This is a genomic window from Solemya elarraichensis gill symbiont (assembly GCF_002021095.1).
Lineage (GTDB): Bacteria > Pseudomonadota > Gammaproteobacteria > Chromatiales > Chromatiaceae.
In genome coordinates this window covers 1-20,224 of record NZ_MPRK01000006.1, presented here as the reverse complement: position 1 = coordinate 20,224, position 20,224 = coordinate 1, and the positions used below count along the sequence as shown (strand labels likewise).

The following is a 20,224-nucleotide window of genomic DNA, read 5'->3' as shown; positions in this document are numbered from 1 at the left end:
ACGGAAACAACAGTAACAGCCCGGACAGCAGTATCAACTGTAAGCGCATGCACGCAGCCTTCATCCACCGATCAGCTTGTCGAAAATGCGGAAACCGGCGATATAGGTACCGGCAGCCGACCCCAGCGTACTGAGCAGGAATACCAGAAGAATCCGTGACACACGGTTCTTCCACCACCCCTTCCAATGGGTGACATCATGACGCAGTTCCTGAAAGTGACCGACCGTTGGCTTGCGCAACCATGTCTCTACTGCGGCAGTCACCATACCTGCACCGATGGTTGGATTGAGCGAGGTGAGTGGCGCGGCAGCAAATGCTGTTAATACGGTCAACGGATGCGCTGCGGCAATGAGTGCGCCGAGAGCGGAGAGACCACCGTTGATCACCACCCACTCGATAACCAATTCCCATCCCAGTTCACTGCTGCGGGAAAAGCCGAGGGCAAAACCGGTCAGAATCACTGCGACAATGATCCACGGAATGAACTTCATCAATGGAAAACGCTTCGGTATCTCGTTGAGACGTGAGACCTCTGCAGCGGGATCAGCCATACCTGCTTCAAGATAGCTGTTAATGCCTTTCTGGTGACCGGCACCAACTACCGCAAGAATGCGTCCGTAGCCATGCTCTTGCGACTCCTGCAGCAATTTTGCGGTCATGAAGCGGTCACGCTCATCGATCAGCGGCAAATAGAGGTCCTGGCGTTCGTCAGCAAATTCGGAGAAGGTGGTCTCGAGCATGTCGCCTTCCTTAAGGCGTTCGATCTCCTCCTCGGAGACATCTTCGCGTGACAATACTGAACCGATCAGGCCGACAATCAGTCCCGCACGTTTCCACCAACTGACATTGGCGGAGATGCGCTTGAGCGTTATGCCGATATCACGATCGGCAAAAATCAATGGCAGTTGCTGTTCGCGTGCCACCTTGATTGCTGCTCGCTGCTCAGCACCGGGTTCGATACCGAACTGTTCCGCAAGACGTTGCTGATAAGCACCAAGCGCCAGTTGCGCTGCAACCAGGCCGGTCTTGCCACTCTTGATAACCGAAAAGAGGTCCATACGGCTGAGGGCATCCGGGTCTGTCAGTGCCTGGTATCGACCATGGCACAGCTCAACTGCGACGCCGTCATAGTCGTTCACGTCGAGCAGATGACGCACATCATCGGCGCTGCTTTTCGATACATGTGCCGTGCCCAGAATATCGATTATGCAGTTGTTTGTTTCGATACTGACAACGGGTAATAGGGGGGCTTCGCTACTTGTCATGAAGGTTTTGTTATGATCATAATTCAGCTCATTCTGACATATGCCGGGTCACTTGCGCATGCACTCTTCAAAAAAGATTCTCTCTCGACTTCTGATTCTCAGCCTGATTTCTATTCTGGCCGCCTGCGGAAGTATGCAAAAAAAACGTGAACAGAGCTTTCATGACACCCTGACACTGTTCAAGCACGCCCTGCGCTGGGAAGCACCGGAGAGTCAACTGGCTTTTTTTATTCAGCCTGAAACGGCAAACCTACCGTCCCGCTACGGCATGCGCGCCGTTGATATGGAACAACTCACCCCGGCGGTGCAGATCGAAGAAAACACCTGGGTCATCAAGGTCAGGCTCCATTACCTGAAAGAGAGTTCGCAGTCGATTCGAACCATCAGTGATTCACAGCAGTGGCACTGGCTTGGTGAGGACGAGGGGTGGCGGCGAAATAATCCGATGCCGGTGGTTAGTCGTCGTTAACTGTCAGTTGCTAAACGGTAACGTGGGAAATCCCTGTCAAACCTAAAGACTAATAACCAACTTGCTGCCTCAGCTGCGAGCCAGCTCCTGCAACTCCCGCATGATGCTGTTGAGGTGCCCCTCGGCATTCTCAACCACGCAAACCATGTTTGCGACCGAGCAGACTGTCAGGAGTTTACCGCGCACGATCCAACCCGCCGGCGGAGTCCAGCCACGCATCTGGGTAAACATCGATAGTTGATCCTGATTGCCTTGCACAATGCGCTTGTACTCATGTGCGAAACCGGTCAACGCCCGCAGCATTTCGTCAGGCATGAAACCATAGCCTTCCAGGTGGGCGCCATCATCACGAAAACTGCATACGGCGAGAACACCGTCAGATGCGAGCAGGCGCTTGATCACGACTCACCCCCTCCACCGAGAAGGTTGAAAGCTGTCTGGTAATCGGCGCCCTCGTTCTTCAGAACCACTCCGTAATTACCCTGTGCAACCGCGCTCCATTCGAGCCCGATCACGGTGAAACCCTCGACCGGATAGAAACCACCCTGACCAGAAACCTTTTCCCATCCCCTCGCCTGCATGGTGGCGATCGAGAGATTTGCCTGGCAAACATGTGCGAGCAGGTCGAGCAGGTCGAGCGCATCTTCATTAATATTGGCACCACCGCCAATCAGGTGTTCTTCCAGTTCTCCCTGATCAGAAAAACGGAAGGCAGCAATGGCTCCATTCAGAGACATCAGTTTATTCATAGTAATCATGACTACTCCTCAGATCAGGTTCGGATCAGTGTCGCCCAGGCGCTGTCGCATGAGTGCGACAATCTCGTTCAGGGACCCTGTATTATTATCGAGAAAACAGAAAACATTTGCGATGTTGCAGACAGTGAACATCGGACCACGGACAATCCATCCCTGCGGCGGCAAAATACCACAATCCGGGCAAAAGGAATCCAGGATTCGGGCCTGCATGTGTTCGCTCATGGTTGTCGTACGACACATGATCGAAGCCATTCTTGCCATCTCGTCGGAAAGTTCGCCCTTGACGGAAAACCGGTCACCCCGATAGGAATACTCACCCACGGCGATAACGCCCGGCTTCCCGGATAATTCAAGCAGTACACTCACGCTTTTTCTCCAACCGTATTGTTATATTTTTTTGCACCGACTCCCTGTAACACACAAGAATGTCGACGCATGATCCTATCGCATGCAGGCTGACATCGCCAAGAGATAAAATCCCTTTTTGAAACCGGATGAAAATTGGGGCATTTCAGTCGGACTTGAAAAGGTATCCAGTGTGAATCATTCCCACTCGCATCTGTCTGGTAATGAAACTCCTCAACCCGGGTTGATATATCGCAAATCTATTGACTTATTAGGCAATTTTCCGACATCTTTCTTGACCCGGGACCCCGACTGTTGGACAATTCCGGGATTATTTTTGGAGTAGATGCGAATATTCTGATTTTACTTGATCGCATCTCTCCTGAAATCGGTTGCCACGCGTATAGAGCAGCCTGACCAGATGACATATCCTAGTGAAAATCGTGGAGATACTACTATGAGCGAAGGGGCTGACCTCAAGAAGCGCCGCTTCCTCACTGCGACAACCGCCGTTATCGGCGCTGTCGGTGCAGTGGGAGTTGCAGTGCCATTTCTGAAGTCGTGGAACCCGAGCACCAGGGCGAAAGCCGCGGGTGCACCGGTCGAAGCGGACATAAGCAAAATGGAGCCGGGTCAACTGATCAGGGTCAAGTGGCGCGGCAAGCCTGTCTGGATTGTGCGTCGTACTGACAAGGCCCTGGAAGACATGAAGACTCTGGAAGGCAAACTGGCTGATCCAAACTCCGAGGCTCCCCAACAGCCTGCATATGCTCAAAACGGACACCGTTCACGCAAGCCGGAATACCTGGTCGCTGTCGGTATCTGCACACACCTTGGCTGCTCACCAGCCTTCAGGCCAGAAGTCGCTCCGGCTGACCTTGGTCCTGACTGGCTCGGTGGTTTCTACTGTGCATGCCATGGTTCACGTTTCGACCTCGCCGGTCGCGTCTACAAGGGCGTACCAGCACCGACCAACCTGGTCATTCCTCCCTACCAGTTCCTTAATGACAACCTGGTACTTATTGGTGACGACGGAGGTGCAGCATGAGCCTTATGAACTGGATCGATGACCGTTTCCCACTGACAAAAGTGTGGAACGAACATCTCGCTGAATACTATGCGCCGAAGAACTTCAACTTCTGGTACTTTTTCGGATCACTCGCCATGCTGGTACTGGTCAACCAGATTCTGACCGGTGTATGGCTGGCAATGCTCTACAAGCCGGATGCAGAACTCGCGTTTGCATCAGTTGAATACATCATGCGTGATGTCGAGTGGGGCTGGCTGATTCGATACATGCACTCAACCGGTTCATCGGCATTCTTTATCGTCATCTACCTGCATATGTTCCGAGGCGTGCTCTACGGATCGCACAAGAATCCGCGCGAAATGATCTGGCTGTTTGGCGCCGTCATCTATGTGGTAATGATGGCAACCGCCTTCATGGGTTACCTGCTTCCATGGGGTCAGATGTCTTTCTGGGGCGCCCAGGTTATCGTTAACCTGTTCTCCGCAATCCCGGTTATCGGTGAAGACCTGTCAGTCTGGATTCGTGGTGATTACGTTATCTCTGACGCAACCCTGAACCGCTTCTTTGCACTGCACTTCCTGCTGCCATTTATTCTCGCAGCACTGGTGTTCCTGCACATCGTCGCACTTCACAAGGTTGGCTCTAACAACCCTGATGGTGTCGAGATCAAGAAAAACAAGGACGAGAACGGCATTCCAAGAGATGGCATACCGTTCCATCCCTATTACTCGGTCAAGGATATCGTCGGCGTTGTCGTCTTCCTGATGTTCTTTGCCGGTGTTATTTTCTTCGCACCTGAAGCAGGCGGCTACTTCATTGAAGCGCCAAACTTCGAACCGGCCAACCCGCTGAAGACACCTGAGCATATTGCACCTGTTTGGTACTTCACACCTTTCTATGCAATCCTGCGTGCTGTTCCCAGCTTCGCGGGAACCCAGGTGTGGGGCGTTATCGCCATGGGCCTCGCAATCGTGGTCTTCTTCCTGCTACCGTGGTTGGATCAGAGTAATGCCAAATCGCACCGCTACAAGGGCCCGCTGTTCAAGTATGCCCTCGGTGCTTTCGTCGTTACCTTCATGGTTCTTGGTTACCTCGGCGTGGTTGCGGCAGATGCTAACCGCACACTGTGGGCACAGGTTCTGACGCTGATCTATTTCAGTTTCTTCTTCCTGATGCCGACCTACACCCGTGAGACAAGCAGCAAAACCACGATGACAAGCCTCTATTTTATGATGATGGCTGTCTCAACGATTGCTACTCTCTACTTTTGGTGGATGTTCTCCGGCGGTGCTGACGGCTCAACGACCGTCAAGGTGGCCGTGTCAGTTATTGCTATCATTCACTTCGCCGTATTTGGCATTAAACCTTGGCTGAAGCCTGAAGTCTCAAAGCCTGTACCAGAGAGGGTAACCAAATGAAAAAGCTGATTCTTGCTCTGGCCCTGCTGGCACCACTGACAGCTTTTGCTGCTGGTGGCGGGGCAATTCATCCTAACGATCCTGCCAACGTCAATACTGGCAACAATGCCGCCCTGCAGCGTGGCGCCAACTATTTTGTCAGCTACTGTCTCAACTGCCACTCGATGCAATACGAGCGCTGGCAGCGTATGCAGGAGTTTGGCGTTCCGGAGGACCTGCTGAAGTCTAACCTGATGCATGCCAATACCAAACCTGGAGACCTATTGAAAGTCGCCATGGCTCCTAGTGACGCAGCCAACTGGTTTGGCGCACCACCGCCAGACCTGACCCTTGAGGCACGTCTGCGTGGTCCTGACTGGATCTACAACTACATGCGCGCTTTCTATGTCGATGAAAGCCGTCCTTTCGGTGTCAACAACACCGTATTTGATAATGTCGGCATGCCACACGTGTTGTGGGAATTGCAGGGCATGCAAAAGGCGGTCTATCACGAGGAAGACGATGGTCATGGTGGCACTCACGAAGTCTTCGCAGGCTTTGAGCAGGTCACCGAAGGCAGCATGACACCAGTTGAATATGATGCAATGATCCGTGACCTGGTCACTTTCATGACATATATGGCTGAGCCGACCAAGGCCAAGAGCCACTCAACCGGCATCATGGTGCTGCTGTTCCTGGCCCTGCTGTTCGTGGTCAGTTACATGCTGAAGAAGGAGTACTGGAAAGACGTTCACTAAATCGTCTTTTCCCTCCTCACCCGCAAAGAAGCCCAGTCTGTTATACTGGGCTTCTTTGTTTAGTCCATTACGCACGACGCCCGTGACGGGCGGCCCAGCCAGAGGAAGACCGAATGCCAGCAGCAGTGACGAACAGACGTACCGTCATGACCCTATTCTCAGATTCAGCAGATATCTACAGCCACCGCGTACGCGTTGTTCTGGCCGAGAAGAACATTACCGTAGACATCCTCGACAGCGATCCGCTACATCTTCCTGAAGATGTGGTTGAGGTAAACCCTTACGGCACCCTGCCGACCCTCCTGGACCGTGACCTGGCTCTGTATGATTCACGCATCATCATGGAATACCTTGATGAGCGTTATCCGCATCCACCACTGTTGCCAATTGATCCTGTCAGCCGTGCCAACACTCGCCTCTACCTGCACCGGGTTGAGAAGGACTGGTACTCGCTGGTCAACGCTATAGAAGCGGGCGGAAAAAATGCCACCAAGGCACGCAAGGAACTCACCGAGACCCTGCTCGCTACCGGCCCTATCATGGCGTCCAAGCCTTATTTTATGAGTGAAGAGTACAGCCTCGTTGATGCTACGATCGGACCCCTGCTGTGGAGATTGCCGACTCTCGGTATCGAGCTCAAGGGAACGGGATCTGCCCAGGTACTCGGCTATGCCAAGCGACTGTTTGAACGCCCCGGGTTTGCCCGCAGCCTGACAGAAACAGAAAAAGAGATGCGCATGTGACACCGAGTAAGCCCTACCTGATCCGGGCCTTTTTCGACTGGATCCTCGATAATGACCTGACCCCGCATCTGCTGATTGATGCGGACTTCCCGGACACACTGGTGCCGGAACAGCATGTACAGAATGGCCAGATCATTCTCAACATCAGTCCCGGCGCGGTGCAGAATCTGCAACTGGACAACGAACTGATCAGCTTCAGCGCACGTTTCTCCGGTACACCCTTCGCAATCTCCTTTTCACCGGATGCGGTGCTTGGCATCTACGCCAACGAGAACGGACAGGGAATGCTGTTCGAGCCCACCGCTGCCGAAGAGACAGAGACGGTCGAAGAGGAAGAGCCACCAAAGAAGCCCCCGGGTGGCCCTTCTCTGAAAGTGGTCAAATAGCAGGGAAGTTCAGGAACCTTAGGTTCCTTTACTCCTGGATATATATCCCGAGGCTGGCATCCGTAACCTCACGGCCACAGGTTTGAATATTCCCCTGGTAGCGCGCCCCGGTCTCATCCGCATAGTCGAAGTTGAATACCCTGGCAATGCGTTTGCCGCTCCCCATGTCACACAGGCGCAGACGCCGCAGCGCAACGGTACCATCAAGAAACTGCACTCCCTTGCGCTGGCACAGCACTTTCGCCAACTCTGTCGCAATCTCGCGCGCACGCGCACTATCCAGCCACAGCCAGACAACTGCGAACACAAAAAGAATAAATAAGAGTTCCTGCGCCATTAATTCGCTCCCGTCGGTTGAAGACATTCTACAAGAGAATGGATGCAATCCTTTGACAGAAACGCGATAATCAGACGAGTTAACTAGATATTGGCTATCACGATGCAGGATCTCACTGAAAAAGCGCGCCAGATAAGACTGGTCATATTTGATGTCGATGGCGTACTCACCGACGGCTCACTCTTTTTTGGCGACGACGGGCAGGAGTACAAGGCTTTCAATTCAAAAGACGGCCATGGTATTCGCATGCTACTCGAAAATGGTATTGAGGCCGCCATCATCACCGGCAGAGAGTCAAACGTTGTCACCCACCGCATGAATAACCTTGGCATACCGCATGTTCTACAGGGCCGCAGGGAAAAACTTCCCGCCTACGAGGAGATCAAGGATCTGACCGGTTTCGACGATAACGAAATTGCCTACGTCGGCGATGATGTGATTGATCTGCCAGTGATGAAACGTGTCGCCCTTGCCATAACAGTGCATGACGCACACCCCTACGTGAAACAGCATGCCCACTGGCAGACACCCTCGGGCGGCGGACACGGTGCAGCTCGTGATGTGTGCGAAATGATCCTTGACGCCAAGGGCCTGTTGCCTGCGATCCTGGAAAGCTATCTGCAATGAACAGAGCCACCTCCGTCCTCGTTCCGGTGATACTTGCCGGTGCCGGTATTGCACTGTTTGTCTCGCATCTTGAGGAGAGGCTGAGTGCCTCATCTGCATCGATAGCAGACCAGGCACGCTATGCCGACGCTGAATTCCGTAACGCACTGATCAGGGTCACCGACAGTGACGGAAAACAGCGCTACCTGACACAAGCAAGCCGGGTAATACATTACACTGATGAAACATCTGAAGTTGTCGATGCATCACTGCTTGTCCGCCAGGAGAAAGGCAGCCCCTTGCTACTTGATGCTGACAGGGCGACGTTGATGAATAACAACAAACAGGCGATACTGCACGGCAATGTTCATGTCGACAGGGAGGCATCTGCCGACAATCAAGCGGCGCATATCACCAGCCGGGACGTATCAATCGATTATGAGAAAAAGTACGCACACAGCGATGCCTTCACGACCATCGAAAGCGACTCGCAGGTGACCAGCGGTACTGGCATCGACATCTGGTTCGATGGCCCGACGCGAATTCGCCTGCTATCCAACGCAAGGAGCCGTTACACGCCATGAGACAACTGTTACTCACTCTTCTGACGCTTTTCAGCATCAGCCTTGCCGCCAACAGCGTCGCACAGCAAAGCGACGGCGAGGTGGAAATATCATCCAATACCGTTGAACACAACGGCGAGAACGGCACTCTAGTCTACACAGGCAATGTGGTAGTCCGCCATACCGATATCACCATCAATGCCAGCAAGTTAACCATTGCGGAGAAAGACGATGGCGGTCACATTGTCCGCGTCAGCGGTTCACCAATCAGGTTCAAACAGGCAGCGGTGGATGGAAAAAGCATTTCGGGTGAAGCCAGGCAGGGGAGATACGATATCGACCTCGAAACCCTGGTACTTCAGCAAAACGCCAAGGTAACTCAAAACGGCAACACTGTCAGCGGCGACACCATCAGCGTCAACCTGAAAACCGGTATTGCAACGGCCGGCAACAAGAAATCAACATCAAGCCGCGTCCGCACAGTGATCAAGTCCGGAGACGCAAAGAGATGATCTCAATCGAGGCGCGCTCTCTGACCAAGAAGTATGGTCAGCGCACCATTGTCGATAACATCTCCACCATCGTGCAACAGGGTGAAGTCATCGGTCTGCTGGGGCCAAATGGCGCCGGCAAAACGACCAGTTTTTACATGATCGTCGGGCTTGTCTCCGCCGATGGTGGAGAAGTGCTTCTGGACGGAAACGACATTACGGCACTGCCAATGCACCAGCGTGCGCGTCTTGGCATCGGTTACCTGTCGCAGGAACCATCAGTATTCCGCCGCATGAGTGTCGAGGATAATTTGCTGGCAATCCTTGAAACACGCCGTGAACTGGGCAAGGTACAGCGCGAGGATATCTGCAACAGCCTGCTGCGCCAGTTCAACCTCAGCCACCTGCGTAAACACCAGGCGATGAGTCTCTCCGGTGGTGAGAGACGACGCCTGGAGATTGCCCGTAGCCTGACCATGGAGCCGGCCTTCATTCTCCTCGACGAGCCATTTGCAGGCATCGACCCGATCTCGGTTAAGGATATCCAGGAGATTATCAGGGAGCTTGCCAGTGAGGGCATCGGCGTACTGATCACTGACCACAATGTGCGCGAAACCCTCGGTATATGTGACCGAGCCTACATCGTCAGTGAAGGAGAAGTACTCGCCGAAGGCAGTCCACAATTGATTCTTGATAATGACCAGGTCAGGGAAGTCTACCTGGGACATGATTTTCGCATGTAAACTGCCCCATGAATGGAGACCACCACCATTTTCGCAGCGCAACAAAACCCTTCATTTCCTGTCTCATATCCGCCGAATGCGCTAGACTTAATACAGGAAAGCGTTTCAGATGAAACAAGGGTTCAAATTGATTTATACACTCGGGGCGGGCAGAAGGTCGTGAAACCAGGTCTTCAGTTACGTCACGGTCAACAACTCTCCATGACGCCACAGTTGCAGCAGGCAATTCGCCTGTTGCAGTTGTCTTCGCTTGAGCTGAAGGAAGAGGTCCAAGAAGCACTCGATTCCAACCTGATGCTTGAAATCGATGAGGAGAAGAGTGAAGAAACGCAGGCAAATGAAAGCCGCGACAACAGCGAAATCGAACTCGGTACCCGTGAGGACAACATGCCGGATGAACTACCGGTCGACACCGACTGGTCCAGCATCTACGAAAATGCAACACTTCCCTCCTCTGCCGGCAACCAGTCACAGCAGGACAGGGACAGGCTCTACGAAAACAGCAGCGCCAATCAGGATATCTCCCTGCGCGAACATCTCACCCAGCAACTCGCGCTTGCCACCCTGACACCGGAAGAGCAGCTTGCAGCAACCGTCATCATCGATTCAATCGACGATGACGGCTATCTAAGGACCACGCTTGAGGAACTCGGGGAACAACTCTCGGAAGAGGGTGTAACTGGAGATGACATGGAGGGTGCACTGCTGCAGATCCATGAGTTTGACCCTATTGGCGTCGGTGCCAGGGATCTGCGTGAATGCCTGCTGCTGCAACTCCTCCAGCTTGAGGCAACAACACCTCACCTGCAACAGGCTATCAAGCTCGTCGACAAACACTTCGGCGACCTCGGCAATCTGCAGCGTGACAGGATCAGGCAGCACCTGGATGCTGATGATGATGAAATCGCCGCGATACTCGAACTGATCCGCTCACTCAACCCGAGACCCGGCGGCGCCGTCAGCGCCAATACCACAGAATATATTGAACCTGATATCATTGTCAGCCGCGACAAGGGGCACTGGCAGGTAAGACTCAACAGCGACCACATGCCGCGCCTGAGAATTAACCAGCTATATGCGGCAATGATCAAGCGAGGGGCCAAAGGGCAGGACAACCAGACCATGCGCAACCACCTGCAGGAAGCGCGCTGGCTACTGAAAAGCCTGGAGAGTCGTCATGACACCCTGCTACGGGTAGCCGAGCAGATTGTCACGCGCCAGATTGAATTCCTCAAACATGGCCCGGAATCGATGCGTCCGATGGTGATGCGCGAACTGGCCGAGGAGCTGGGTATTCACGAATCAACAATTTCGCGTGCTACAACACGCAAATACATGCTGACACCAAGAGGAATCTTTGAACTCAAATATTTCTTCTCCAGCCACGTGGGCACAGATGCTGGCGGAGAGTGTTCAGCCACGGCGATCCGCGCAAAGATCAAAAAAATGATCGGCGCAGAGCAGCCAGACAAGCCGTTGAGCGATAACATGATTACCGTTCAGCTAAAAGACCAGGGTATTGCGATAGCCCGCCGAACAGTCGCAAAATATCGCGAATCCATGGCGATTCCGTCCTCAAGCGACAGAAAACGTCTGATTTGATAAGGAGAAAATAATGCAAATCAACCTGACAGGCCGACACATCGACGTCACTGATTCACTGCGTGATTACGTTACTTCAAAAATGGACAGGATCGAGCGTCACTTTGACCACGTCACCAACATCCATGTCGTTCTCGATGTCGAAAAACTGCGCCAGAAGGCAGAAGCATCATTCCACATCAGCGGCCACGATATCTTCGCCGAGGCTGAAAATGAAGATATGTATGCTGCAATTGACAGCCTTGTCGACAAGCTTGATCGACAGCTGCTGAAATACAAAGAGAAAATGAAGAATCATCGTTCATAACAGCAGACTAACCAGTAATGTCATTACCAGCATCACTTTTTGATCCGCACCGCGTACTGCTTGATGCGAATCTCGGCAGCAAGAAACGCCTGCTCGAGGCACTTGCCAAGCTCTTTTCGAATGATGAGAGCGAGCAAAATGAAATCTTCGAAAAACTGCTCGAACGTGAACGACTTGGCAGTACCGGGCTCGGCCATGCTGTCGCCCTGCCCCATGCGCGAATCGAATCCCTTGCACAACCCTGTGCAGCATTCATTCGCCTTGCCGAGGCCGTTGACTTCGACAGTCCCGACGGAGATCGTGTGAAGCTGGTAGTGGCCCTGCTGGTGCCGCAGGAAGCAACCGATGAGCACCTGAAACTGCTTGCTGGTATCGCGACCATATTTAACCAGGAGTCACTGCGACAGGAACTCTCAGGCGCTGAAACACCTGAAGCCGTACTGCAGTTGTTAACCGGGTAATGATCAATGCCTGATATTACAAGTAATACCAGTATAGGTGAGCTTGTCGATGCACTCGGAAGCAGGTTGCAACTGAAATGGACCACGGGCGCGAATCGTCGTGATCTGGTCATCAGCGACCGGGATGACTACCAGGGCCAGCCGCTGGCCGGCTCTCTCAACCTGATTCATCCAAACCAGATTCAGCTGATCGGCACCGAGGAGATCGCCTACCTCGATGGACTGCTGGACTCGATACGCCGCGAATCATACAGGCAACTCTTTTTTGCCGAGCCTGCAGCGATTATTTGCACAGATGGCGTCGAGCCTCCGAGAGAATTGCTCGATTCTGCCGAGACCACAGACACACCATTGCTGCAAACAGGCATAAGCGACAGACTCGTCGCCAACCATCTCAACTACTACCTCTCCCAGGCGCTTGCCGAACGCGATACCATCCATGGTGTATTCATGGAAGTCTTCGGAACCGGCGTGCTCCTGACAGGTATGGCTGCCGTTGGTAAAAGTGAGTTGGCGCTTGAGTTGATCACGCGTGGACATCGCCTGATTGCCGATGATGCACCCGAATTTTCCCGTATAGCACCAGATATTGTCACCGGAGTCTGTCCGCCGCTACTACAGGATTTCATCGAGGTTCGCGGTCTTGGACTCCTCAATGTGCGCCGCATGTTTGGTGACACATCAATCAAGAAGGGCAAGTACCTGCGATTGATCATCCACATCGCGCAGATGGACGACAGCACGCTCGCCCGTCTTGACCGCCTCACCGGGACCTACTCTACCCGCAACGTACTTGGACTAGAGATTCCCAAGGTGACCGTGCCACTGGCACCTGGACGCAACATGGCAATCATCGTCGAAACCGCGGTACGCCAGTATATGCTGCGCCAGCAAGGCTACGAGGCAAGCGAAGACTTCATCAACCGTCAACGCAAGGCGATTAGTGATACAACCAAGGAAGAATGATTCCCGTTGAGTCACTTGCAGTAACGGCGTTATACTTGCCGAACCGGATTCTCTCTCGTAAAAATTGATGAAACTGATCATCGTCAGCGGCCTCTCCGGGTCAGGCAAAACAGTTGCACTACGCACCCTTGAGGACCCCGGCTACTACTGTATAGACAATCTCCCCCTCGCACTCCTGTCGCCAACCATGGAAAGACTTCTGCAGCATGACAACAGTCTGCACCAGGATATTGCAATCGGCATCGACATCAGGACCGGAGAGAGCGAGCTGGCAACACTGCCAGAAGTTTGCTCATCCCTTAACAGCGATCGTCTTGCGTGCCGCATCCTGTTCCTGCAGGCAGATACCGGAAGCCTGCTGCGTCGCTACAACGAGACCCGCCGCAGACACCCGCTGACAGCTGAAAACAGACCGCTACCCGCTGCGATTGAGAGCGAAAGAAATATCCTCGCGCCTGTCTGCAACAGTGCAGACTTCATTATCGACACCTCGAATCTTAACCTGCATGAACTGCGTCGTAAAATCCTCGCCGAGGTCGCAGAACTCGCCCACAGTCTGCAAATAGAGATCAAGTCCTTCGGTTTCAAATACGGCACAGCAGAAGATGCTGACATGGTTTTCGATATGCGTTGCCTTCCCAATCCCCACTGGCAGAGTGAGTTACGCCCACTCACTGGCAGAGACCTGGCGGTTAAAGAGTTTCTTCTGCAGGAACCGCAGACGGAAAAGATTATTGGCCAGCTAATGCACCTTGTCGGTGACTGGGTGCCTTTTTACAAGCGCGAGGGACGTGCCTACCTGACAATCGCCATCGGCTGCACTGGTGGTCAGCACCGATCAGTTTTTATTGCCGAACAACTGTATAAACAGCTAACAGACATGCTTGATGATCAGGTTACAATTCGCCATCGGGAACTCCCATGAAAACAGCAGTCATAATCATCGCACATGCTCCTCTCGCCTCTGCCTATTGCGAGGCCGCAAGCCATATCCTTAGCGGACAGTACGAGCAACTGATCTGCCTTGATATCGAAGCAGATGCCGATGTTGAACACGCGGTTACAACAGGCATACAGATGTTGCAGCCGGTTGCAGGTGAACAGGGAGTCCTGGTGCTGACTGACTGCTTTGGCGCCACCCCGTCGAACATCGCAAAACGCATCGCCGATTCAAATCCTCAAAACAGACTTGTAACCGGCATTAATCTCCCGATGCTGATCCGGGCACTCAATTACCAGCAAGAGAATGCACAGGCCCTTGCGAGTATCGCTGTTGATGGCGGGAAAACAGCAATTATCGAGCCCCAGGCTGACTGAACAGCAGGAAATAAATATGTCCCAGCGAGAACTCACCATTATCAACAAGCTCGGCCTGCATGCGCGGGCTGCGGCAAAATTTGTTGCCACAGCAAGTCGCTTTTCATCCCTGATACAGGTCGAGAAAAACGGACAGAAAGTCAATGCCAAGAGCATTATGGGCGTCATGATGCTGGCAGCCTCGCGTGGCACAACGATTACCCTCGAGGCGAATGGAGATGATGCCGAAGATGCACTCGATGCACTCGATGCACTCGAGGCACTCATCAATGACAAATTTGGTGAGTCGGAATAGAGTAGCCTGACAAAGAACGAACACACATCGTCGTGCTTGCGTTAAACTTGTACGATAGCGTTACACGATCGGATAACTGGTAGACACATGAACGCCGCGAACCAGGAAGACAATTCACGCCTGCATCGTGTCCAGGAGATGCTGGACAGCGGTACCATGCACAAGGTCAGCGGCCTCCTCAACGCGCTTCAGCCTGGCGAAATTGCACACCTGCTGGAAGGTCTTCCTCTTGCCGAACGCGAGATCATGTGGGGGCTCGTACAGGAGAAGGACGGCGAAGTCCTTGTCCACCTCGCAGATGACGTTCGTGATGACCTGGTCAGCAAGATGGACGCAGCCGACATTGCAGCGGCCGCCGCAAACCTTGATCCCGATGACCTCGCTGACCTGATCCAGGAACTTCCAGCCACTGTCACCAACGAGGTACTCGCCTCGCTTGATGCGCAATCACGTCATCGTCTTGAGACCGTACTCTCCTACCCGGAAGATACTGCCGGCGGCCTGATGAACGTCGATACCGTTACCATCAGGCCGGAGGTAACACTCGACACCGCGCTGCGCTACATGCGACAACTGGGTGACCGCGTACCCTCAAGCACAGATGCCCTGATCGTCGTCAACCGTGATGATAGTTACCTTGGCATGCTACCACTTGCACGCCTAGTCACTGGAGACAGGAGTGACACGGTTGCGGAGGTAATGAGTGTCGATTTTGTGCCAATACCTGTTTCCAAGCCGGACACCGAGGTTGCTGCACGATTCGAGCGCCATGACTTGGTATCGGCACCTGTTATAGATGATGACGGACGCCTGCTGGGACGTATTACCATCGATGACGTCGTCGACGTTATCCGTGAAGAGGGTGAACACCAATTCATGGGACAGGCTGGTCTCTCGGAGGACGAGGACATGTTTGCACCCGTCTTCACTAGTGCAAGACGTCGCGCTGTCTGGCTCGGTGTCAACCTTGTAACAGCCATTCTCGCCTCCTGGGTAATCGGTCAATTCCAGGCGACATTAGAGAGGCTGGTCGCATTGGCAGTACTGATGCCGATTGTCGCCAACATGGGCGGTATTGCTGGCACCCAGACCATGACCCTTGCGATCCGCGGTATTGCACTTAAGCAACTCTCTCTGAAAAACCTGCGATGGCTGTTACGCAAGGAGTTTGCTGTCGGCTTTCTGAACAGCCTGCTATGGGCGGCAACTGTCGGCGTCATAGCGACACTCTGGTTCAACGACACTTCGATCGGCTGGTTGATTGCAGTGGCAATGACCATCAACCTGCTGTTTGCAGCAGTCAGCGGTGCGCTGATTCCGATGATACTTGATAAATTCAATATTGATCCGGCATTGGCCGGGGGCGTGTTTCTGACAACCGTCACCGACATCGTCGGCTTTCTCGCCTTCCTCGGTCTGGCGACGGTTTTTCTGATCTGATCTGTTAGAGCCGGTAAACCGAAGTCGTCATCACTTTTGACATCAGCTTCATTGCCTTTTTAATCGGCAGCGGCAGTTCCACCCCACCCTTGGCAAGCGCCTTGTCGGCGTGACTGATCTCATCCTCTTTCATTTGCTCAAGAATGACACGCGTCTTTTTGTCGTCGTCAGGTACTTCGGCAAGATGAGAATCCAGGTGTGACTCGACCTGGTGCTCGGTCTCCGCAACAAAACCGAGGCTCCACTTGTCACCGGCGATACCGGCCGCAGCACCAATCGTAAATGAACCTGCATACCACAAGGGATTGAGCAGGCTGGTGCGACCACCCAGTTCCTTGATGCGGGTTTCGCACCAGACAAGATGATCGTTCTCTTCCTGTGCAGAGCGCTCCATACTTTCACGCACCGACGGATCGCGCGCAGTTGCAGCCTGCCCCTGATAAAGCGCCTGTGCACAGACTTCGCCCGTATGGTTAATCCGCATCAGGCGCGCTGTGTGGTCACGCGTCTGCTCGGGCATCTCCTCTGTTTCCGCTACACCAATGGCCGGATTCTTCCTTTCCGTCACTTTCGGTGTTCCGAAAACAGTTTCGATGGCCTGGTCGAGTCCCATTACAAATTGGTCCAGAGGTGAATAGTGTCGTTTCATCATAATTACCTGAAAGCTTCTGCAATCAATTCTAGCGGATGTTGCACAGGAATGCCCAATCCCTGTCCAAGCAACTGCATTGCGCAGCCGACATTTGAAGTCACAATTACATCAGGCCGCGCTGCCCTGATCTCTTCCAGCAGGGGTCCCGCAACCTGCTCGGCCTCATGCGGGAAGAGCACCATATTCAGACCGCCAGCACCGCAGCAGCCCAGCCCATTAAGGTCGATGATGTCACAATCGGGCAGCAGTCCCAGCAGTTGATAGACTACCTTTTCTCCACCGAGCTTTTTCTGCGTACAGGGAATCATTACGCCAATGCGTCGCTTCACAGTGTCGTCAGTTTCATCCTGCGGCCGATTGAAATGCTCCTTGGTGAGATGAGAGGCAATCACATCAATCACTTCTCGCACCGGTGCGTCCAGCCGACCATGCTCGTGCAGTTGCAAACTGCAACCACTGCTGACAGTGACAACCGAAGAGTAGCTCTTGTGATCAAATACTGTTTGGTTCTGATCACGACATGAATCAGCAGCCTCGTCATAACCGGCATGCTGATAGACAGCACCGCAACACCCCTGTTTTTCCGGGATATGAACGGCAAAACCGCAGCGTGTCAGGCATTCAATGGCTGCTTTCAGCACCTGTGGTTCCGAGGTTGATCCCTGGCACCCAGTAAAAAGCGCAACCGAACCAACGGGTTCAGATCGTGCCGGGTAGAGTGGTTCAAGTTTTTCCGCGCTGCTGCTGTGACTGGCAAGTGAAAGCAGGCGTTTGTTGACCCCGTCCGGTAAAAACTTGCCAGCGCCGGCTCGCTGTAAAAAGCGACCAACTCCCAACAGCGCCTTACTCGGTTTCGCAATCCGGTCTGCAAGTTCGCGTGGAACAGGTGAGCCGAACAACACTCGGCTAGTATCCATGATTTCCGCGTAGCGCACACCGGATGGACAACCACCTTCACACTGTCTGCACATCAGACAATGATCAAGACTTTCCCGAACACCGGTGTCATCAGAATCCAGCATGCCGCCAAGCAATCCCTGGATTAATGCAATCCGGCCGCGTGGAGACTCCGACTCATCCCTGTGCACCCGGTATGTCGGACACAGCGGAAGACAGAGGCCACATTTGACACAGCGGTCAGCTTCAGCGAGGAGTTGATCGGGAGTCAGGCTCATTCAAGAATTCAGGTATTTCTGGAAAAGGACAGTATACTATCTGGCAAACAAGATTGATGATCGAATCCATGTCCTATTACAAATACCATCTATTCATTTTTACCAATCAGCGTGATGACGGCAAGGGTTGTTGCCAGGATTTTGACAGCGAATCAGCACGCAAGTACATGAAGCAGCGTGCAAAACAGCTCGACATTCACGGCCATGGCCCGGGACAGTGTCGTATCAATAATGCCGGCTGTCTCAACCGCTGCAAGCAGGGTCCCGTCATGGTGATTTACCCCGAAGCGACCTGGTACACATGGGTTGATACGAGCGACCTGGATGAAATCGTCGATAAACACCTGCTCAAGGGCGAAATCGTTGAGCGTCTGCGTATTCCGGATACCGACGCCTTTGAGAATGACAAAAGCTGAATCTTCCTACTGAATTGATATATATCAATATAATTGATTTATTTAATAATCAGCCTTGACAAACCCGGTTCTATATTAGATGATTCTTACATACTGAATAGCTAACCAGTTATTCAGTATCCTCCATCCTCCTTTGGTGGTTATCCCAAATTAGGCGCAGCCCCCCCCGCTGCGCCATTTTTTTTGCCTGCGAATTCACCCCTAGACATGTCAGCCAACAGACTGGACAAGCATGTGTCTCCGGCGTATTGTTTCACCCATGATCTTTGACCCAAAAATACTTGACGACCTGTCACGCAAAATCAGCCAGTCCCTACCGCCTGGCGTGAGCAACCTTCAGCAAGAGACAGAACAGCATATCAACAGCCTGCTGCAGTCCGGCTTCAACAAGTTGAACCTGGTACCGCGCGAGGAGTTCGATATCCAGCAGGCAGTACTGCAGCGCACGCGCGAAAAACTTGAAGCGCTGGAAAAACGCGTTGCAGAGATGGAGCAGCAACTGAGGTAGTCATTCCATTTCAGGTACATGCCTCTACCCACTTTCAATATTATTGGGCATATTAGCTCATACCTATCAACATTCACTCCATATTGGTGTTACGTCATTACGCATGACTGCTTTCGGCCAAAAGCGGTCACTCAAGAATCAACTCATTCATCATGTGGCTGATTGTTACATTTATACAACAAGTGGTTCAGGGTTGTATTTGTTGCCTTAATTAATGGAGAAGACTATATTTAGAACCAGATGGCTAGAGGGTTGTTAACTCGTCATCAAGAACAGACTTTAATCTGGGGAATTGAAATGAAAAAGACTTTTATTGCTGCGGCAATCGCTGCTGCTGTTGCCGCACCAGCAGCTAACGCTGGTGTAACTATATACGGCAAAATTCACGCATCTATCGACATGCTCGATTTCGAACCGTATCGTGGTTCTGACGAAGATGCCTGGTATGTCGCAAGCCGTGCTTCTCGTATCGGTTTCAAAGGCACTGAAGACCATTGGAAATGGCCTTAGCCTGATCTGGAAAGCTGAAACAGGTTATGACATGGCTGATGGCAATGCCTGGGGCGGTGCTCGTAATGCCTACATCGGCTTGGCTGGCGACTGGGGTACTTTCCTCTACGGTATCCAAGACACACCGATGAAAATGTCTGCAGGCAGTCTTGATCTCTTCGGTGATCAATTGGGTGATTACAACTTCAGCACCAACACGAATAATGCACTACTCGGTCCGGGTTTCATTGATCTGCGTGCATCGAACGCGATCGCCTACATCAGTCCAAACATGAACGGGCTTACCTTCGCCGGTGCGATCATTCCTGGTGAGGGCGCGGGCGGAGCAGACGGACTTGCTGACGGTTACTCAGTTGCTGCCATGTACAGCAACAACGGTCTCTATCTCTCTGCGGCTTACGAGCATCTCAATGATGATTTTGCCGACGGTATAAGTTACAGCATAGTCTCTCCTTCGCAGAGCCGCTCAATGAACTCTGATGGCGAATGGACGCAGTGGAGAGTCGGCGCCGGTTATACCATGAACAACATTACTGTCAACTTCGTCTACGAAGATCAAGAGAGATTAGTATCGAGTGGAAACAGGGAGTATCAAGCGTGTCTTTGATCTCGTGATGTAAAACGGGACATCCAAGTCGCCCTTTTACACTCGATCTTCGACAGCCTTTATTGCCCCGGACGCC

29 protein-coding genes are annotated in these 20,224 nt (G+C 52.8%); 22 read left to right on the top strand and 7 right to left on the bottom strand.

Annotated elements, in window-relative coordinates; all coding sequences use genetic code 11:
* Positions 1 to 60: 60 nt before the first annotated feature.
* On the bottom strand, positions 61 to 1,266 hold the full coding sequence (locus BOW51_RS00915; RefSeq protein WP_078475996.1) for a TraB/GumN family protein: 1,206 nt from the start codon (positions 1,264 to 1,266) through the stop codon (positions 61 to 63).
* 58 nt (positions 1,267 to 1,324) lie between these two features.
* Here BOW51_RS00915 and BOW51_RS00910 point away from each other — a divergent pair, with 58 nt between their 5' ends.
* A complete protein-coding gene (locus BOW51_RS00910) occupies positions 1,325 to 1,735 on the top strand; it encodes a hypothetical protein (RefSeq protein WP_135567987.1) in 411 nt (136 codons plus the stop codon).
* 69 nt (positions 1,736 to 1,804) lie between these two features.
* Here the strand turns inward: BOW51_RS00910 and BOW51_RS00905 are convergent, their stop codons facing one another.
* From BOW51_RS00905 to BOW51_RS00895, 3 genes are read right to left on the bottom strand one after another with little or no spacing between them, the layout of a single operon-like run.
* Positions 1,805 to 2,137, bottom strand: a complete 333-nt coding sequence (locus tag BOW51_RS00905; RefSeq protein WP_078475994.1) for a DUF2173 family protein — start codon at positions 2,135 to 2,137, stop codon at positions 1,805 to 1,807.
* A complete protein-coding gene (locus BOW51_RS00900; protein WP_306341473.1) occupies positions 2,134 to 2,484 on the bottom strand; it encodes a DUF2173 family protein in 351 nt (116 codons plus the stop codon). The genes BOW51_RS00905 and BOW51_RS00900 overlap by 4 nt, the downstream gene beginning before the upstream one ends.
* Positions 2,485 to 2,502: 18 nt before the next feature.
* A complete protein-coding gene (locus BOW51_RS00895; RefSeq protein WP_078475993.1) occupies positions 2,503 to 2,859 on the bottom strand; it encodes a DUF2173 family protein in 357 nt (118 codons plus the stop codon).
* Between the two features lie 436 nt (positions 2,860 to 3,295).
* Here BOW51_RS00895 and petA point away from each other — a divergent pair, with 436 nt between their 5' ends.
* The 5 genes from petA (at position 3,296) to BOW51_RS00870 (ending at position 7,152) form a co-directional block, all read left to right on the top strand.
* Positions 3,296 to 3,886: a ubiquinol-cytochrome c reductase iron-sulfur subunit gene (gene petA / locus BOW51_RS00890; protein WP_078475992.1), complete on the top strand. Its 591-nt coding sequence runs from the start codon at positions 3,296 to 3,298 to the stop codon at positions 3,884 to 3,886.
* Positions 3,883 to 5,286, top strand: a complete 1,404-nt coding sequence (locus tag BOW51_RS00885) for a cytochrome b (RefSeq protein ID WP_078475991.1) — start codon at positions 3,883 to 3,885, stop codon at positions 5,284 to 5,286. Before petA ends, BOW51_RS00885 begins: the two co-directional genes overlap by 4 nt.
* Positions 5,283 to 6,023 carry a cytochrome c1 gene (locus tag BOW51_RS00880; RefSeq protein WP_078475990.1) on the top strand — a complete coding sequence of 247 codons (741 nt, stop codon included), beginning with the start codon at positions 5,283 to 5,285 and terminating at the stop codon, positions 6,021 to 6,023. The genes BOW51_RS00885 and BOW51_RS00880 overlap by 4 nt, the downstream gene beginning before the upstream one ends.
* A 113-nt stretch (positions 6,024 to 6,136) precedes the next feature.
* Positions 6,137 to 6,766, top strand: a complete 630-nt coding sequence (locus BOW51_RS00875; protein ID WP_078475989.1) for a glutathione S-transferase N-terminal domain-containing protein — start codon at positions 6,137 to 6,139, stop codon at positions 6,764 to 6,766.
* The gene (locus BOW51_RS00870; protein WP_078475988.1) at positions 6,763 to 7,152 is read left to right on the top strand and encodes a ClpXP protease specificity-enhancing factor; all 390 of its coding nucleotides are present in this window, start codon (positions 6,763 to 6,765) and stop codon (positions 7,150 to 7,152) included. The genes BOW51_RS00875 and BOW51_RS00870 overlap by 4 nt, the downstream gene beginning before the upstream one ends.
* A 28-nt stretch (positions 7,153 to 7,180) precedes the next feature.
* On the opposite strand, the gene BOW51_RS00865 is transcribed toward BOW51_RS00870, so the two are convergent.
* Positions 7,181 to 7,489 carry a DUF3301 domain-containing protein gene (locus tag BOW51_RS00865; RefSeq protein WP_167367198.1) on the bottom strand — a complete coding sequence of 103 codons (309 nt, stop codon included), beginning with the start codon at positions 7,487 to 7,489 and terminating at the stop codon, positions 7,181 to 7,183.
* Positions 7,490 to 7,591: 102 nt separating this feature from the next.
* On the opposite strand from BOW51_RS00865, the gene kdsC reads away from it, so the two are divergent.
* The 12 genes from kdsC (at position 7,592) to mgtE (ending at position 16,280) form a co-directional block, all read left to right on the top strand.
* Positions 7,592 to 8,116, top strand: coding sequence for a 3-deoxy-manno-octulosonate-8-phosphatase KdsC (gene kdsC / locus BOW51_RS00860; RefSeq protein ID WP_078475986.1), 525 nt, complete (start codon positions 7,592 to 7,594; stop codon positions 8,114 to 8,116).
* Entirely contained in the window at positions 8,113 to 8,679 is a 567-nt protein-coding gene (gene lptC / locus BOW51_RS00855) for an LPS export ABC transporter periplasmic protein LptC (RefSeq protein WP_078475985.1), read from the top strand. The genes kdsC and lptC overlap by 4 nt, the downstream gene beginning before the upstream one ends.
* Positions 8,676 to 9,170 carry a lipopolysaccharide transport periplasmic protein LptA gene (gene lptA / locus BOW51_RS00850; protein ID WP_078475984.1) on the top strand — a complete coding sequence of 165 codons (495 nt, stop codon included), beginning with the start codon at positions 8,676 to 8,678 and terminating at the stop codon, positions 9,168 to 9,170. The genes lptC and lptA overlap by 4 nt, the downstream gene beginning before the upstream one ends.
* Entirely contained in the window at positions 9,167 to 9,892 is a 726-nt protein-coding gene (gene lptB, locus BOW51_RS00845; protein WP_078475983.1) for an LPS export ABC transporter ATP-binding protein, read from the top strand. The genes lptA and lptB overlap by 4 nt, the downstream gene beginning before the upstream one ends.
* A gap of 159 nt (positions 9,893 to 10,051) precedes the next feature.
* The gene (locus tag BOW51_RS00840; protein ID WP_078475982.1) at positions 10,052 to 11,494 is read left to right on the top strand and encodes an RNA polymerase factor sigma-54; all 1,443 of its coding nucleotides are present in this window, start codon (positions 10,052 to 10,054) and stop codon (positions 11,492 to 11,494) included.
* A 13-nt stretch (positions 11,495 to 11,507) separates the two neighbouring features.
* The gene (gene hpf / locus BOW51_RS00835; RefSeq protein ID WP_078475981.1) at positions 11,508 to 11,801 is read left to right on the top strand and encodes a ribosome hibernation-promoting factor, HPF/YfiA family; all 294 of its coding nucleotides are present in this window, start codon (positions 11,508 to 11,510) and stop codon (positions 11,799 to 11,801) included.
* A 17-nt stretch (positions 11,802 to 11,818) separates the two neighbouring features.
* Entirely contained in the window at positions 11,819 to 12,262 is a 444-nt protein-coding gene (locus tag BOW51_RS00830) for a PTS sugar transporter subunit IIA (RefSeq protein ID WP_078475980.1), read from the top strand.
* A gap of 6 nt (positions 12,263 to 12,268) precedes the next feature.
* Entirely contained in the window at positions 12,269 to 13,228 is a 960-nt protein-coding gene (gene hprK / locus BOW51_RS00825) for an HPr(Ser) kinase/phosphatase (protein WP_078475979.1), read from the top strand.
* Positions 13,229 to 13,295: 67 nt separating this feature from the next.
* On the top strand, positions 13,296 to 14,153 hold the full coding sequence (gene rapZ, locus BOW51_RS00820) for an RNase adapter RapZ (protein WP_078475978.1): 858 nt from the start codon (positions 13,296 to 13,298) through the stop codon (positions 14,151 to 14,153).
* The gene (locus BOW51_RS00815) at positions 14,150 to 14,545 is read left to right on the top strand and encodes a PTS sugar transporter subunit IIA (protein WP_078475977.1); all 396 of its coding nucleotides are present in this window, start codon (positions 14,150 to 14,152) and stop codon (positions 14,543 to 14,545) included. The genes rapZ and BOW51_RS00815 overlap by 4 nt, the downstream gene beginning before the upstream one ends.
* Positions 14,546 to 14,561: 16 nt before the next feature.
* A complete protein-coding gene (locus BOW51_RS00810) occupies positions 14,562 to 14,840 on the top strand; it encodes an HPr family phosphocarrier protein (RefSeq protein ID WP_078475976.1) in 279 nt (92 codons plus the stop codon).
* Between the two features lie 87 nt (positions 14,841 to 14,927).
* A complete protein-coding gene (gene mgtE / locus BOW51_RS00805; RefSeq protein WP_078475975.1) occupies positions 14,928 to 16,280 on the top strand; it encodes a magnesium transporter in 1,353 nt (450 codons plus the stop codon).
* A 4-nt stretch (positions 16,281 to 16,284) separates the two neighbouring features.
* On the opposite strand, the gene coq7 is transcribed toward mgtE, so the two are convergent.
* Positions 16,285 to 16,932: a 2-polyprenyl-3-methyl-6-methoxy-1,4-benzoquinone monooxygenase gene (coq7, locus tag BOW51_RS00800; protein ID WP_078475974.1), complete on the bottom strand. Its 648-nt coding sequence runs from the start codon at positions 16,930 to 16,932 to the stop codon at positions 16,285 to 16,287.
* A gap of 2 nt (positions 16,933 to 16,934) precedes the next feature.
* Positions 16,935 to 18,107, bottom strand: a complete 1,173-nt coding sequence (locus tag BOW51_RS00795; protein ID WP_078475973.1) for a (Fe-S)-binding protein — start codon at positions 18,105 to 18,107, stop codon at positions 16,935 to 16,937.
* 68 nt (positions 18,108 to 18,175) lie between these two features.
* On the opposite strand from BOW51_RS00795, the gene BOW51_RS00790 reads away from it, so the two are divergent.
* From BOW51_RS00790 to BOW51_RS00775, 4 genes are all read left to right on the top strand, one after another.
* The gene (locus BOW51_RS00790; protein WP_078475998.1) at positions 18,176 to 18,523 is read left to right on the top strand and encodes a (2Fe-2S) ferredoxin domain-containing protein; all 348 of its coding nucleotides are present in this window, start codon (positions 18,176 to 18,178) and stop codon (positions 18,521 to 18,523) included.
* A gap of 262 nt (positions 18,524 to 18,785) precedes the next feature.
* Positions 18,786 to 19,031, top strand: coding sequence for an accessory factor UbiK family protein (locus BOW51_RS00785; protein ID WP_078475997.1), 246 nt, complete (start codon positions 18,786 to 18,788; stop codon positions 19,029 to 19,031).
* A gap of 297 nt (positions 19,032 to 19,328) precedes the next feature.
* Positions 19,329 to 19,541 carry a porin gene (locus tag BOW51_RS00780; RefSeq protein WP_167367197.1) on the top strand — a complete coding sequence of 71 codons (213 nt, stop codon included), beginning with the start codon at positions 19,329 to 19,331 and terminating at the stop codon, positions 19,539 to 19,541.
* The gene (locus BOW51_RS00775; protein WP_167367196.1) at positions 19,477 to 20,148 is read left to right on the top strand and encodes a porin; all 672 of its coding nucleotides are present in this window, start codon (positions 19,477 to 19,479) and stop codon (positions 20,146 to 20,148) included. Before BOW51_RS00780 ends, BOW51_RS00775 begins: the two co-directional genes overlap by 65 nt.
* Positions 20,149 to 20,224: the final 76 nt, after the last annotated feature.

Bases quoted from the DNA above. Each gene is read 5' to 3' on its own strand.
- BOW51_RS00795 (WP_078475973.1), bottom strand. From the start codon at position 18,107: ATGAGCCTGACTCCCGATCAACTCCTCGCTGAAGCTGACCGCTGTGTC.
- BOW51_RS00865 (WP_167367198.1), bottom strand. From the start codon at position 7,489: ATGGCGCAGGAACTCTTATTTATTCTTTTTGTGTTCGCAGTTGTCTGG.
- BOW51_RS00915 (WP_078475996.1), bottom strand. From the start codon at position 1,266: ATGACAAGTAGCGAAGCCCCCCTATTACCCGTTGTCAGTATCGAAACA.
- kdsC (WP_078475986.1), top strand. From the start codon at position 7,592: ATGCAGGATCTCACTGAAAAAGCGCGCCAGATAAGACTGGTCATATTT.
- BOW51_RS00775 (WP_167367196.1), top strand. From the start codon at position 19,477: ATGTCGCAAGCCGTGCTTCTCGTATCGGTTTCAAAGGCACTGAAGACC.
- hprK (WP_078475979.1), top strand. From the start codon at position 12,269: ATGCCTGATATTACAAGTAATACCAGTATAGGTGAGCTTGTCGATGCA.
- BOW51_RS00810 (WP_078475976.1), top strand. From the start codon at position 14,562: ATGTCCCAGCGAGAACTCACCATTATCAACAAGCTCGGCCTGCATGCG.
- BOW51_RS00880 (WP_078475990.1), top strand. From the start codon at position 5,283: ATGAAAAAGCTGATTCTTGCTCTGGCCCTGCTGGCACCACTGACAGCT.
- lptC (WP_078475985.1), top strand. From the start codon at position 8,113: ATGAACAGAGCCACCTCCGTCCTCGTTCCGGTGATACTTGCCGGTGCC.
- BOW51_RS00900 (WP_306341473.1), bottom strand. From the start codon at position 2,484: ATGAATAAACTGATGTCTCTGAATGGAGCCATTGCTGCCTTCCGTTTT.
- rapZ (WP_078475978.1), top strand. From the start codon at position 13,296: ATGAAACTGATCATCGTCAGCGGCCTCTCCGGGTCAGGCAAAACAGTT.
- BOW51_RS00910 (WP_135567987.1), top strand. From the start codon at position 1,325: ATGCACTCTTCAAAAAAGATTCTCTCTCGACTTCTGATTCTCAGCCTG.
- coq7 (WP_078475974.1), bottom strand. From the start codon at position 16,932: ATGATGAAACGACACTATTCACCTCTGGACCAATTTGTAATGGGACTC.
- BOW51_RS00875 (WP_078475989.1), top strand. From the start codon at position 6,137: ATGCCAGCAGCAGTGACGAACAGACGTACCGTCATGACCCTATTCTCA.
- BOW51_RS00885 (WP_078475991.1), top strand. From the start codon at position 3,883: ATGAGCCTTATGAACTGGATCGATGACCGTTTCCCACTGACAAAAGTG.
- BOW51_RS00780 (WP_167367197.1), top strand. From the start codon at position 19,329: ATGAAAAAGACTTTTATTGCTGCGGCAATCGCTGCTGCTGTTGCCGCA.
- petA (WP_078475992.1), top strand. From the start codon at position 3,296: ATGAGCGAAGGGGCTGACCTCAAGAAGCGCCGCTTCCTCACTGCGACA.
- BOW51_RS00815 (WP_078475977.1), top strand. From the start codon at position 14,150: ATGAAAACAGCAGTCATAATCATCGCACATGCTCCTCTCGCCTCTGCC.
- mgtE (WP_078475975.1), top strand. From the start codon at position 14,928: ATGAACGCCGCGAACCAGGAAGACAATTCACGCCTGCATCGTGTCCAG.
- BOW51_RS00790 (WP_078475998.1), top strand. From the start codon at position 18,176: ATGTCCTATTACAAATACCATCTATTCATTTTTACCAATCAGCGTGAT.
- lptB (WP_078475983.1), top strand. From the start codon at position 9,167: ATGATCTCAATCGAGGCGCGCTCTCTGACCAAGAAGTATGGTCAGCGC.
- lptA (WP_078475984.1), top strand. From the start codon at position 8,676: ATGAGACAACTGTTACTCACTCTTCTGACGCTTTTCAGCATCAGCCTT.
- hpf (WP_078475981.1), top strand. From the start codon at position 11,508: ATGCAAATCAACCTGACAGGCCGACACATCGACGTCACTGATTCACTG.
- BOW51_RS00830 (WP_078475980.1), top strand. From the start codon at position 11,819: ATGTCATTACCAGCATCACTTTTTGATCCGCACCGCGTACTGCTTGAT.